Source organism: Bradyrhizobium sp. 160, from assembly GCF_023073735.1.
Taxonomy (GTDB): Bacteria; Pseudomonadota; Alphaproteobacteria; order Rhizobiales; family Xanthobacteraceae; genus Bradyrhizobium.
Genome location: NZ_JADPKD010000075.1, coordinates 52,664 through 65,483, shown reverse-complemented (window position 1 = coordinate 65,483; position 12,820 = coordinate 52,664). Strand labels below are relative to the sequence as shown.

General features: G+C 62.6%; 12 protein-coding genes. 8 read left to right on the top strand and 4 right to left on the bottom strand.

All coding sequences use genetic code 11. From position 1 onward, the window contains the following. The first annotated feature begins 114 nt into the window (after nt 1–114). Together IVA98_RS31380 and IVA98_RS31375 are read left to right on the top strand one after the other, a co-directional pair. Complete coding sequence (locus IVA98_RS31380) at nt 115–507, top strand: RidA family protein (protein ID WP_247337403.1); 393 nt, start codon at nt 115–117, stop codon at nt 505–507. 45 nt (nt 508–552) lie between these two features. Further along, entirely contained in the window at nt 553–1,254 is a 702-nt protein-coding gene (locus IVA98_RS31375; RefSeq protein ID WP_247337405.1) for an L-2-amino-thiazoline-4-carboxylic acid hydrolase, read from the top strand. Between the two features lie 319 nt (nt 1,255–1,573). Here IVA98_RS31375 and IVA98_RS31370 read toward each other — a convergent pair whose 3' ends face one another. From IVA98_RS31370 to IVA98_RS31355, 4 genes are all read right to left on the bottom strand, one after another. Then, nucleotides 1,574–2,602: an ABC transporter permease gene (locus IVA98_RS31370; protein ID WP_247337407.1), complete on the bottom strand. Its 1,029-nt coding sequence runs from the start codon at nt 2,600–2,602 to the stop codon at nt 1,574–1,576. Between the two features lie 12 nt (nt 2,603–2,614). Then, nucleotides 2,615–4,117 (bottom strand): sugar ABC transporter ATP-binding protein, encoded by a 1,503-nt coding sequence (locus IVA98_RS31365; RefSeq protein ID WP_247337408.1) that lies wholly within the window; start codon nt 4,115–4,117, stop codon nt 2,615–2,617. Between the two features lie 6 nt (nt 4,118–4,123). Further along, nucleotides 4,124–5,146: a sugar ABC transporter substrate-binding protein gene (locus tag IVA98_RS31360; RefSeq protein ID WP_247275910.1), complete on the bottom strand. Its 1,023-nt coding sequence runs from the start codon at nt 5,144–5,146 to the stop codon at nt 4,124–4,126. Nucleotides 5,147–5,231: 85 nt separating this feature from the next. After that, nucleotides 5,232–5,453, bottom strand: coding sequence for a hypothetical protein (locus IVA98_RS31355; protein WP_247337411.1), 222 nt, complete (start codon nt 5,451–5,453; stop codon nt 5,232–5,234). 492 nt (nt 5,454–5,945) lie between these two features. Here IVA98_RS31355 and IVA98_RS31350 point away from each other — a divergent pair, with 492 nt between their 5' ends. The 6 genes from IVA98_RS31350 to proS all read left to right on the top strand — a co-directional run bounded on the left by IVA98_RS31350 (nt 5,946) and on the right by proS (nt 12,818). Next, complete coding sequence (locus tag IVA98_RS31350) at nt 5,946–6,320, top strand: DUF2946 family protein (protein ID WP_247337413.1); 375 nt, start codon at nt 5,946–5,948, stop codon at nt 6,318–6,320. A 90-nt stretch (nt 6,321–6,410) separates the two neighbouring features. Continuing rightward, nucleotides 6,411–8,627: a TonB-dependent receptor family protein gene (locus IVA98_RS31345; protein WP_247356235.1), complete on the top strand. Its 2,217-nt coding sequence runs from the start codon at nt 6,411–6,413 to the stop codon at nt 8,625–8,627. A gap of 63 nt (nt 8,628–8,690) precedes the next feature. After that, nucleotides 8,691–9,224: a copper chaperone PCu(A)C gene (locus IVA98_RS31340; RefSeq protein WP_247294745.1), complete on the top strand. Its 534-nt coding sequence runs from the start codon at nt 8,691–8,693 to the stop codon at nt 9,222–9,224. A gap of 29 nt (nt 9,225–9,253) precedes the next feature. Then, nucleotides 9,254–9,772, top strand: coding sequence for a YcnI family copper-binding membrane protein (locus tag IVA98_RS31335; protein ID WP_247294747.1), 519 nt, complete (start codon nt 9,254–9,256; stop codon nt 9,770–9,772). Next, the gene (locus IVA98_RS31330) at nt 9,772–11,334 is read left to right on the top strand and encodes a copper resistance CopC/CopD family protein (protein ID WP_247337416.1); all 1,563 of its coding nucleotides are present in this window, start codon (nt 9,772–9,774) and stop codon (nt 11,332–11,334) included. The genes IVA98_RS31335 and IVA98_RS31330 overlap by 1 nt, the downstream gene beginning before the upstream one ends. A gap of 164 nt (nt 11,335–11,498) precedes the next feature. Beyond that, nucleotides 11,499–12,818, top strand: coding sequence for a proline--tRNA ligase (proS, locus tag IVA98_RS31325; RefSeq protein WP_247356227.1), 1,320 nt, complete (start codon nt 11,499–11,501; stop codon nt 12,816–12,818). Nucleotides 12,819–12,820 lie beyond the last annotated feature (2 nt).

Sequence of the window (12,820 nt, the reverse complement as noted above, 5' to 3'; positions counted from 1 at the left end):
TCACTGAATGGCTGCGTGCTTGCAATAGATTTTCTTGCGCTGAACCGCAGCAATCGTGCTTTGCGCCGCAGCGATGCCGCCGGATAGGGTTCGGCCACAACACGGAGAGACCCCATGCCGCAAGTTCACGTCGTCATCCACAATCCCGCAACGGTCCACGCTCCTGCCGGCGGCTACAGCATGGGACTTGAACTGAAGCAGCATCGCCGTCTCTTGTTCATCAGCGGCCAGGTGCCAGAGAGATCGGACGGTACCGTGCCCGAAGGTTTCGAGGCGCAATGCGAGCAGGCCTGGCGCAACGTCAGGGAAGTGCTCGCCGCTGCGGGTCTGGGCGTCGAGCATCTGGTCAAGGTCACCACGTTCCTGACCGACCGCAACCAGGTCGTGACCAACCGTATTATTCGTCGCGCGGTGCTCGGGGAGCACCAGCCCGCACTGACGGTCGTGATCGTCGAGACCGTCGACAGCAAATGGCTGCTGGAGATCGAGGCGATCGCCGCAGAATGAAACCGGCGTCGCCCACATTGCAATGAGCCAATCATCGGGTGTCCAATGGCTGAGATCCATCCTTTCTACGATACGCATCGGGACGCAATGGAAGCCGCCATGCGGCACCGCCTCGACCTTGCCGATGCGATGTTGCGCGAGCGCGCGCAACTATCCGACATCGAGAAGATCAGGCAGGAAGTCATGGACGAATTCGAAATCGTGCTGACCCAAATGCCCTATGTCGGCGGCGCGGCCAGCCGCATGAGTGATTTCTTCATGCGTCTCACGGGTTTTATGGCCATCAGTCGGGTGCTCCGGCGCCACGGCGTGCCGGTCCCGGTGATCGGGGAGATCGAACGGGAAACCTACAAAGCGCAATTGCTCACCGTGTCAGAGGCGGAACGCCTTGCCTCGGGTCGTCAGTTCATGTCGTCCGAGAACCAGGCTCTGCTGCGCGAGCAGGCGGCAAAGAGCGTCACGGAAAGCCACCAGAGGGAGTTTCCGGAGGACTTCGTCTACGATTTCGTAGAGCCGGATCCAGGAGACAAGTTCGAATTCGGCATCAACTACAAGGCTTGTGGCTTCTGCAAGCTCGCAGCGCGCCACGGTGACAAGGACGTCCTGCCGAACATTTGCGGGCTTGATTTCGACGCCTATGCCACGAAAGGCATCCGCCTGGAAAGAACGCAGACGTTGGCGGGCGGCGCGAGCCACTGCAATTTCCGCTTCTCGCGGCTGCCGTCGCATACGGAGGTCCAGAGTTAGGACGCGTTCCCTGGCTTCGCGATTGAGACGATCCAGGATTCCTCTGCCGGCTTCAGATCGTCATTGCGAGCGCAGCGAAGCAAATCCAGACTGTCACGCCGGAAAGATTCTGGATTTTCGCTGCGCTCGCAATGACGGGGGCAGGCACCGCCTCTCGGAGCCGCCGGCCATGGTGACATCATGCCCCTGTTTTGCCCGACGAGTCAAATCCACTTCGTAAAATCCGCAATTCTGCGAAGCCGCCGGCAAGTCATTGATTTCGCTGGTCCCGGCTACTGTGCATGGGGTTGTTTTCGCTGTTTTCGTTTTGAGGTCCCGTCTACTCCGTCGCTTTTTCCCTCAAGCGCTGCGCATAGACGTTAATGACCAGTGCCGCCAGCAGGATCAGGCCGCGGATCAGGATCTTCAGGAAGCTGTCGATGTTGACGTGGTCGAGTCCGTTATTGAGAACACCAAGAACGAAAAGCCCGACGATGGTGTTGCCGATGCCGCCGCGGCCGCCGAACAGGCTCGTGCCGCCGACAACGACGGCGGCGATGGAGTCGAGCAGGTAGGTGTCGAATTCGTTCTGCTGCGCGCTGCCGAAATGGGCAACGCCGAGCATGCCGCCAATGCCGGAGCAGATCGCCGAGATCACCATGACCGCACCGAGGATCAGCTTGACGTTGAGGCCGGAATATTCGGCCGCCTCGCGATTGCCTCCGACCATGTAGACGTAGCGGCCGAAGCGCGTGTAGGTCAGCACCAGATGCCCGCCGAGCAGCATGATGGCGGCGACGATGACGATCCAGGGGATGCCACCGATCGAGCCCGAGCCGAGCGTCGTGATCAGGCTCGGCACCTTGTAGGCGATCTGGCCGCGCACCAGGAGCGCCGAGATGCCGGCCGCGATCTGCATCATCGCCAGTGTCATGATGAAGGAGGGGATGCCGATCACGGTCAGCCCCAGCGCATTGACGAGGCCGAGCAGCGCGCAGAGCAGGATCGACAGGATGATGGCGACCGCGCCGGGCAGCGGCACATTCGCAATGTTGACGTAGGATTCCTGGAGCGTGAAATAGGCGACCGCGATGCCGGTGACGTTGGCGATGCTGGCGATCGAGAGGTCGATCTCGGCGCAGAGGATCACGAAGGTGAGGCCGACCGCGATGATGCCTGTCACCGACACTTGCGTGAGGATGTTGCCGAGATTGTCGAGCGTCGCGAAGGAGGGGCTGGCGAAGGCGAAGAAGCCGGACAGGAAAATCAGCGTCAGGAATGGCGCGATGTTACGCATCTGCGAGCGCAGGAAGGGCGCAAGTCCCCGCGCTCGCACAGCCACCGCCGGAACCGTGTCACTGCTCGCCATGGTGCTTCTCCGTCACGCCGTTTCCAGCAGGCGGTCCTTGCTGACCGGCTCGTTCCTGAATTCCCGCACCAATGCGCCGCGCTTGAGCACGAGGATGCGGTCGGCCAGCGACAGCACCGTTTCCGGCTCGGTCGACAGCACGATGACGGCAAGCCCCTTGGCGCGGAGGTCGCGGACGATGTTGATGACGTCGTTCTTGGCGCCGACATCCATGCCGCGGGTCGGCTCGCACAGCACCAGAAGCTTGGGCGGATAGGTCAGCCATTTTGCCAGCGCGACCTTCTGCTGGTTGCCGCCGGAGAGCATGCCGAGGTCGAGGCCGACCACGGGCGGTCTGATCTGCAATTGCTCGACCTGGCGCATTGCGATATCGCGCTCCTGCGCCGGCTTGAGCAGCAGCGCCGAGATGCGATCCAAAATGCTGATCGAGATGTTCTTGTAGACCGGCTCCTGGTGAAACAGCATGTCGCGCCGGCTCTCGGGCACCAGCGCCACGCCGGCGCGCCGCGCCGCCGCCGTGCTGGCGAAGGTCTTTGGTGCGCCCTCGACGGCGAGCGTGCCGCTGTCCGGCTTCAGCTTGCCGAACAGGATGCGCGACAGCTCCTGCTGGCCGCAGCCCATGAAGCCGTAGATGCCGAGCACCTCGCCGGCGCGGGCCTCGAACGAGACATCCTGAAGGCTGCGCGCGAGGGAGAGCTGGTCGACCTTCAGGACGACCGGGCTGTCGCTCGGCCGCGGCAGCATCAAATCGTCAGTGTAGCTATGCTCGAGCGTTTCGCCGCCGCGGCCGATCATGGCCTCGATCAGCGCGCCCTTGCTGGTCGCGGCGCTGGCGGTCTCCGCGACCTTCCGCCCGTTGCGGAAGACGGTCACCGTGTCGGACACGCGCAGAATGTCCTCGATGAAATGCGAGATGAAGACGATTGCAGTGCCTTCCTCGCGCAGACGCCGGAGCGTTGTGAACAGCCGCTCGACCTCGGGTGGGGAGAGGGCGGAGGTCGGCTCGTCCAGGATGACGATGCGAGCGCCCGAGAACAGCACGCGGGCGATCTCGATCAACTGCTGGAGTCCGATCGGGAGGTCCCCAAGCCGCGACATCGGGTCGACGTCGATGCCGAAGCGGGCGAGCTGCTCGCCCGCTTCGCGCGCCATCCGCCGCCATTGCACGAGGCCGAACCGGTTGACCGGCTGGTTGCCCAGAAAGACGTTCTCCGCAACCGTGAGGTCGGGCGCAACGCTGAGCTCCTGGTGCACCATGGCGATGCCGGCCGCATGGGCATCGCGCGCCGAGCGGAAACGCGTTTCCGCCCCGTCAACCAGGAAGCGGCCGGAGAATTCGGTGTGCACGCCGGCGATGATCTTCATCAGCGTGCTTTTGCCGGCGCCGTTCTCGCCGACGAGACCATGGATCTCGCCGGGAAGAAGCGCGAAGTCGACACCACGAAGCGCTTCGACGCCGCCGAAGCTCTTCGTGATGCCCTTCAGTTCGAGGATGGGCTGATGTCCCGCAGGCATGGAGGCTCAGATCAGGAAGTGATCCTGCATCCATTGCATCCCGGCGGCATTGGCCTTGGTCACGACCGGGCCGTCGGTGACGACGTTCTTCGGGATTCCCTGTCCGCTCTTCTCGCCGCCGACCACGGCCGATACACCTGCAACGATGGCGCCGCCATGGATGCGGCACGACGGATTGCGCACGGTCGCGAACATGCGACCCTCGCTCACCGCCTGGATCGCCGGCGGCATGGCATCGACGCCGCCAATCAGGATGTTGGTGCGGTTGCGGGCCTTCATGATGTTGTAGGCGGCGAGCGCCATGTCGTCATTGTGGAAGAACGCAGCGTCGATCTGCGGATATTTGGTGAGATAGGTCTCCCAGAGGCGGGCGGTCTTGGAGACGTCCCAGTCGGCCGGTTGGGTGTCGAGCACCTCGATGCCAGGGAATTGCTTGACCACCGAGTTAAAACCCTTGGCGCGTCCTTGCGCGCCGGTGTGGCCGAGCGCACCCTGCGTCATGATGATCTTGCCCTTGCCGCCCATCGCGTTGCACAGCGCCTGAGTTACCGAGGCACCCATGAACTCGTTGTCAGGGGCAAGGAAGGAGTGGACGTTGATCTGGTCGAGCGGCGCAATCAGCGTGTCCATGTCGATGACGGGCGTGCCGGCGTCGATCATCTTCTGCACGGGCTGGGTGAGGGTGCCGATGCCAAAAGCCTGGATCGCGACGAAATCCCATTTCTGCGAGGCCATGTTGTCGATCGCGGCGCGCTGCTTGACCGCGTCGAGCTGACCATCGAACCAGGTCACCTCGACATTGAACAGCTTGCCCCAGAACTCCGCGGCCTGCTTGCCCTGTGCGCACCAGGTGGCCTGGAGGCCCGCGTTGGAGAAGGCCGCCTTCAGCGGTTTCTCGCTTCGTCCGACTTCGGCTGCAAGTGCTGGGTTTATGCCCATGCTGCCGAGGATGGCAGTCGCGGCGCCGGCGGTCGCTGCCGCCTGAAGAAGATCGCGCCTCGTCGTCGAGAAATCTTTCGTCCCGGACATCGCTCGCTCCCATAAAATTTTATCGTCGGCGCGTCATTGAATGCGCGACCGATGTCCGAAAGTGTCTCACAAGAGCTGATGCCACTCAATCTGCAATCAATCGCTGGATCGCAGCATCAGCGTCCGCCTCGATCATCAGCGTGAGCATAGATCCCATCACGAGCTCGCTGCCTTTCGAGCGGAACGTCGCCCCACGTTTCGGGATACTCTTCGAGCAGACGCCGATAGACCCAGCGGCGTCAGATTTCTCGCAGCGCGCCGCCACGAGCTCGAAGCTCCGTTGGACCGGATTGGCGGACGCGCTCATTGGCATCGAAGCCATGGGCAAATAACATGCGGGCAAAAAAAAGCGGGGCCCTGGCCCCGCTCAAAAATTGTGTCGACCCTATTATCCCCGATTCTAAGATTTGCTCTTGATTGACGGGGCGACGCTGCGTTTTGCGCGCCAGGGGCTCCTCCCGAGACTTGGACCACCAGGCTTCGACCTCACGGCCAGCCTGAGCAAGAGGGATGCTAGATCAACTTTTATCACTTGTCATCATTTTCGGCAACGAATGTTCAAAATTCGAGCATGTAACGAAATGATCGGGCTCATATCCCTGTAAATGCATGGGAAATAACGGATTTTTGGGTGAGGGAGGTGGTTTGACTTGCCTCAATGCCGGACCCCTCGCGCCCCGGGGTAGGGTGGCTCCGACCACTTCGAGATGTCTTCGCTGGGCCAACAAGGCGGCGGAACTGACCTCGACTCGGGGCTTGGGGCGGTGTTTAGTTAGGGGACGAACGAACGGTTCGGCGGATGCGCGCGCGCTTGCAAAAATTCCTACCCGTTGTCCTGCTCGCCCTGGTGATGCAGGTGCTGGCGCCGATTGCCGCCTGCTTGGCGGCCGGCCAGGCCGTTGCCGATCCGCTGTCGGCCGGCGTCATCTGCCACAGCGGCGGTGAGCAGAGGGGCCTGAACGATCAGACCGGCAGCCCCACCGCGCACACCGGCGCGTGCGCGCTGTGTTGCTTGGCGCAGGCCAACGCCTCGCTCGATTCGCCGCCCCAAGTTGGGCTCTCCATCCCCTTCCGTCACGCCAAGCGCGTGGCATGGCACGCTTTGGACATATCCGTCGTCGCTGCCGATAGGGGCTTTGGCGCCCAGGCGCGCGCGCCCCCTCAATTTTCCTGACCCGCGACGAACTTGCGCTCGGTGCGGCTTGCTGATGCCGCATCTCGCTTCGCAACAGATCGGCTGCGTGCCGCTGTCAGGAAATGTCCCATGCCTTGTCTTCGTTCTTTGCGGAGTGTGCACGCGCGCTGCATTCTGCTCGCGTCCGTATCGATTTTGGCTTTTCCACACACTTCGGGTGCCCAGGTAAGTCGGTCGGAACTTCCCTCGGTTATTGTTGAAGCTCCACAGCAAAAGCGCGCGGCTCGGGTCCGGCCCCACCGTGAGGCCGTGCGATCAGCGCGTGTGGCGCGAAGCGCACGACCGGCTGGGCTGCCGCAGCAAGCCGCGAGCGTGCAAGGCGCCGGGGTCCCGGGGTCCCTGACGGTGCTGACCGCGCAACAAGCGCTTGCGGAAATCAACCAGACGCCGGGCGGCGTAGCGCTCGTAACGGCGGAAACTTACAGGAATTCGACGCCCGCCAACACGATCAAGGACGTGCTGGACTACGTGCCTGGTGTGTTCGCCCAGCCTAAATGGGGCGACGACACGCGGCTCTCGATTCGCGGGTCGGGCCTGTCGCGCAACTTCCACCTTCGCGGCGTCCAACTCTACATGGACGGCATCCCGATCAACACTGCCGACGGCTATGGCGATTTCCAGGAGATTGACCCTACTGCCTACAAATATGTCGAAGTCTACAAGGGCGGGAACGCACTCCAGTTCGGCGCGAATTCCCTCGGGGGCGCCATCAACTTTGTAACTCCGTCCGGCCGCGATTCATTTCCGAACGGCGTGTCTTTCGACGTCGGAGGTTTCGGCTTCAAGCGGCTTCAGGCGAACGCAGGTGGCGCGAACGGGCCGTGGGACGGTTTCGTGACCGCTTCCACGCAGGCCGCTGATGGATTTCGCGATCATAGCTTCGGCTCGAGCAATCGCTTGAGCGGCAATTTCGGCTATCAATTCTCTCCGGACGTTGAGACACGGTTTTACCTCAACGCCAACGAGGTGCGGCAGCGGATCCCTGGTACCGTGACCAAGGCGTCTGCCTTGACCGATCCGGAGGCTGCCGCTCCGGGGAACGTTGCCATGGATCAGCAGCGTAATATCGATACAGTCAGGTTGGCCAACAAGACGACCGTCCGCTTCGATGACACCAAGCTTGAATTCGGCGCCTTCGGGCTCGACCGCCATCTGATGCATCCGATTTTCCAGTGGCTGGACTACCGCTACAAGGACTATGGAGGCTTCGCGAAGGTCACGGATGACCGCACCATCGGCGGTTTTCGCAACAGACTGGTCGCGGGTGTCTACGTATTGAATGGTAGCATCGACAATCAGCAGTTTGCCAATCTTGCCGGTCAGAAGGGCAGGCTGCTTTCTTCCTCGATCGATCGCTCGGAGAACGCCTCCGTTTATGTTGAAGACAGCTTCTACTTCCTTCCGGGTGTCGCAATGATAGCCGGTACCCAGTTTCTGTACGCAACTCGCAATCGGCAGGATCGCTTCCTCGGCGACGGAGATCAATCGGGAGCAACGCGGTTCAATCTCTGGTCGCCGAAGGCAGGCCTCCTGTGGCAAATCGATCCAACATGGCAAGCTTTCGCAAATGTCTCGCGAAGTGCCGAGGTGCCGAGCTTCGGTGAGAGCTCGATTGGTCCCGGCATTCCAACCATCCCGTTCACCAGGATCCGCGCACAGATCGCGACCACGTACGAAGTCGGAACGCGCATGAGGCGGCCGGATTATGCCTGGGAGCTCACCGCCTATCGCGCCAATATTCGCGATGAGCTGCAATGCCTCTATAGCGCGTTCGGGAATTGCAACGTGACCAATGCCGACCGGACGCTTCACCAGGGAATCGAGGCCGGGGCAGGTGCAACAATCTTTCGCGACATCTTCGTCAGTGGCTCCGCGCCGGACAAGGTCTGGCTTAACGTCTCTTACACGTTCAACGACTTCCGTTTCGACCGCGACCCTGTCTTTGGGGACAATCAATTGCCGGGCGCGCCCCGTCATTACCTGCGCGCAGAGCTCCTCTACAAGCATCCGACGGGTCTCTATGTCGGCCCCAACGTCGAATGGGTGCCACAAGCCTATTTTGTCGATAGCATGAACACGCTCAAGACAGAGCCTTATGCGCTGTTGGGATTGAAAGCCGGGTTCGACAATGGCGGTCCGCTATCCGCCTATGTCGAGGGACGCAATCTCACCGACAAGACCTACATTGCTAGCGCGAGCATCATCGATCGGGCAACGGCGACGTCAGCCTTGTTCGAGCCGGGCACCGGGCGGGCGGTATACGTCGGAATGAGGTATCGATGGTGACGCACCAAATAGCAGATGACCACGGACGTCTCCGCCGGAGTAATCATCAATGAGGCTATCGAAATGAAGAAAGTGAAGCAGACTCTCCTCACAATCGCGCTGCTGCTGGGCGGCTGCGCCGTTGCATCGGCCGACGACGTCAAGGCGGGCGATCTCGTGATCTCGCAAGCCTGGAGCCGGGCGACGCCGGGCGGCGCCAAGGTCGCGGGCGGCTATCTCACCATCGAGAACAAGGGGGCGGCGGCCGACAGGCTGGTCAGCGCTTCCGCGGACCTCGCGGGGAAGACCGAGATTCACGAGATGGCGATGGACAATGGCGTGATGAAGATGCGCCCGCTGGACAAGGGGCTCGTCATTGATCCCGGCAAGACCGTGAGGCTTGCGCCCGGCGGCAATCATTTGATGCTCCAGGAGCTGAAGGGCGCGTTCAAGCAGGGCGACAAGGTGCCAGTGACGCTTCAGTTCGAGAAGGCCGGCAAAGTCGCAGTCTCCCTCGACGTGCAGGGCGTCGGCGCGCAGGCGCCGGGCGATGCCGAGCATTCAGGTCATATGGACATGAAGAAAATGCCGGATCACTCGGGGATGAAGATGAAGTGAGACGGATCCGAACTCTCGGGAGGCTGAACATGTCGAAGCTATTCCGCCTGATCCTGATTGCTGCGTTCGCCGCCTCGCCGGCGGCGGCGCACGTGTCGCTCGAGACCAAGCAAGCCACGGTCGGTGCGTCTTACAAGGCTGTGTTCACAGTGCCCCATGGTTGTGCGGGTTCGCCCACGGTGAAGATCCGCGTGCAGATCCCGGAAGGGGTGATCGCAGTGAAGCCGATGCCGAAGGCAGGCTGGACCATCGATGTCGTCGAAGGCAAATATGCCAGCGAATATGACTATCACGGCAATAAGGTCTCGTCCGGCGTCAAGGAGGTGGCGTGGGCCGGCGGCAAGCTGCCGGACAAGAACTATGACGAGTTCGTCATGCATACGGTCCTCACCGACAAGCTCAAGCCGAACACGACGTTGTATTTCCCCGTTGTCCAGGAATGCGAGACCGGTGTCAGCCGTTGGATCGAGATCCCGGCTGAGGGGGCCGGGCATTCGCAGGAGGGCAAGTCGCCCGCCCCGGGTGTGAAGCTGCTGCCGAAACCCTGATGCGCCTGCTCGCCGCGCTCGCGACGCTGCTCCTGGTCGTCGGCTTTGCGACCGGGGCCTCGGCGCATGCGGCACTCGTCTCGGCCGAGCCGGCGAGCGGCAGCAGGCTCATGGCCGCGCCGGAGGCTGTGGTGCTGCGCTTCAACGAGGCCGTCACGCCCGGCGCGATCCGGCTGATCGATGGCGCGGGCAGGACACGGGACGATGTGCGCATCGACGCGTCGGGGGAGGCCATTTCGGTTGCGATGCCGCCGGACCTGCCGCAGGGTACGGCGGTCGTCAGCTATCGCGTGATTTCGCAGGACGGCCATCCCGTGGCCGGATCGGTGATCTTCTCGATCGGCATGCCGACGGGGACGAAGCCTCTCGCGAATACGGATAGCGGATTGAGCATACTCATCTGGCTGGCGCGGGTTGGTCTTTATATCGGGATGTTTGTTGGTGTCGGCGGTGCGTTGTTCGCGCGCTGGATCGCGTGGTCGACGACCAGCATGATCGTGCCGCGGGTGGCACTCGCGGTCGGCCTTCCGAGCGCGGTGATGTCCCTCGGTGCGCTGGGTGTCGATCTCCTCGGCCTGCCACCGGCAGCTCTTGCGACGGCCGCGCCTTGGAAGGTCGCGTTCGCGACCAGCGCAGGCCCCGCCTTGCTGGTCGCCGTCGCTGCGATGCTGCTGGCCCTGATGGCGCTGCGTGCTGCCTGGTACGCGCGCGCTCTTGCGTTTATCGCGTTCATCGGCGTCGGCCTGTCACTGGCCATGACCGGACACGCCGCAACGGCGCCACCCGAAATGTTGACGCGGCCGGCAGTCTTCCTCCACGGTCTCGGCGTCGCGTTCTGGATCGGGGCGCTCGCGCCGCTCGTTGTGCTGGTGTCAAAGCCGGCGGCCGCGGCCTTGCCTGTCGTAAACCGCTTCTCGCGCATCGCCGTGCCGGTCGTCGCCACGCTGGCCTTGACCGGCCTTGGGCTCGCTATCGTCCAGCTCGAAAGGCCTTCAGCGTTGGTCGAGACCCGCTATGGCCTCATCCTTTCCATCAAGCTCGCGCTCGTCCTCATGCTGCTCGCACTCGCCGCGCTCAACCGGTTTCACCTGAGCCCGGCGCTGGCAAGCGATCACAAGGCCGCCTCCGCCCTCAAGCGCTCGATCCTGTTCGAATGCGCGATCGCACTCGTCATCGTCGCGGTCGTCGCCGGGTGGCGCTTCACGCCGCCGCCGCGGACCATGCTTCCCGAGGCGCCGCTCGCGATCCACATCCACAGCGACAAGGCAATGTTCCAGGTGCTGGTCTCTCCTGGGAAGCCCGGCGTGGACGATTTTGTACTCCAACTCATGACCGGCGAGGGGACGCCGCTCGCGGCCAAGGAGGTGACGTTGACCTTGAGCCTGCCCGAGCGCGGCATCGAGCCGATGGAACGGGGTACCTCGCTGGGGCCGGACGGCTATTGGCATGTGCGCGAGGTCGAACTGCCTTTCGCAGGCCGCTGGCATATCCGGATCAATGCGCTGGTGAGCGACTTCGAAAGCATTACGCTGGAGGATGAACTCGAGGTGGCGCCGCCCTAGGCTCGCCGGCTTTGCATGGCATGCTGCTCCTCAAGCCAAACCTGAAGTCAACGGAAAATGACAGGAATTCCGCCGCGTTAGCGGCTTTTCCTCACTCGCGGTCTTGTGTTTTCGCTCCCAATCCGGTTTCACTGCAACCCGTCACTGATTCCTAGAGTGTTGCCATGCGGTTGTCGCGATTCTTTCTGCCCATTCTGAAGGAAAATCCGAAAGAAGCCGAGATCGTCTCGCATCGGCTGATGCTGCGCGCCGGCATGATCCGGCAGGAGGCCGCCGGCATCTATGCCTGGCTGCCGCTTGGCTTCCGCGTGCTCAAGAAGATCGAGCAGATCGTGCGCGAGGAGCAGGACCGCTCGGGCGCAATCGAGGTGCTGATGCCGACGCTCCAGCTCGCCGACCTCTGGCGCGAGAGCGGCCGCTACGATGCCTATGGTCCGGAGATGCTGCGCATCGCCGACCGCCACAAGCGCGAGCTGCTGTACGGCCCGACCAACGAGGAAATGATCACCGAGATCTTCCGCGCCTATGTGAAGTCCTACAAGAACCTGCCGCTCAATCTCTATCATATTCAATGGAAATTCCGCGACGAGCAGCGTCCGCGGTTCGGTGTGATGCGCGGCCGCGAATTCCTGATGAAGGACGCATACTCCTTCGACCTCAACGAGGCGGCGGCGCGGGTCGCCTACAACAAGATGTTCGTCGCCTATTTGCGAACCTTCGCGCGGATGGGGCTGAAGGCGATCCCAATGCGCGCCGAGACCGGCCCGATCGGCGGCGATCTCAGCCACGAGTTCATAGTGCTGGCAGAGACCGGCGAATCCGGCGTCTTCATCAATCGCGACGTGCTGGACCTGCCGGTGCCGGGCGAGGACGTCAATTATGAGGGCGATCTGACACCGATCATCAAGCAGTGGACCTCGCTGTATGCTGCTACCGAGGACGTTCACGATTCCGCACGGTTCGAGCGAGAGGTGCCTGCGGACAAACGAGTGAACACCCGTGGCATCGAGGTCGGCCAGATCTTCTACTTCGGTACCAAATATTCCGAACCGATGAAGGCGCTGGTCGCCGGTCCCGACGGCGTCGAGGTACCGATCCATGGCGGCTCCTACGGTGTCGGCGTCTCGCGCCTGCTTGGCGCCATCATCGAGGCCTGCCATGACGATGCCGGCATCAAATGGCCGGAAGCCGTCGCCCCGTTCCGCGCTGTGGTGCTCAACCTCAAGCAGGGCGATGCCGCGGTCGATGCAGCCTGCGAGAAGCTCTATGAGGAGCTCACCGCCAAGGGCGTGGATGTCCTCTATGACGATACCGACCAGCGCGCCGGCGCCAAGTTCGCCGCCGCCGACCTGATCGGCATCCCCTGGCAGATCATGATCGGGCCGAAGGGGCTTGCTGACGGCAAGGTCGAGATCAAGCGGCGAGCCGACGGCGCACGCGAGACCATGTCGCCTGCGGACGCGGTCGCCCGCTTGGTCGGCTGAAT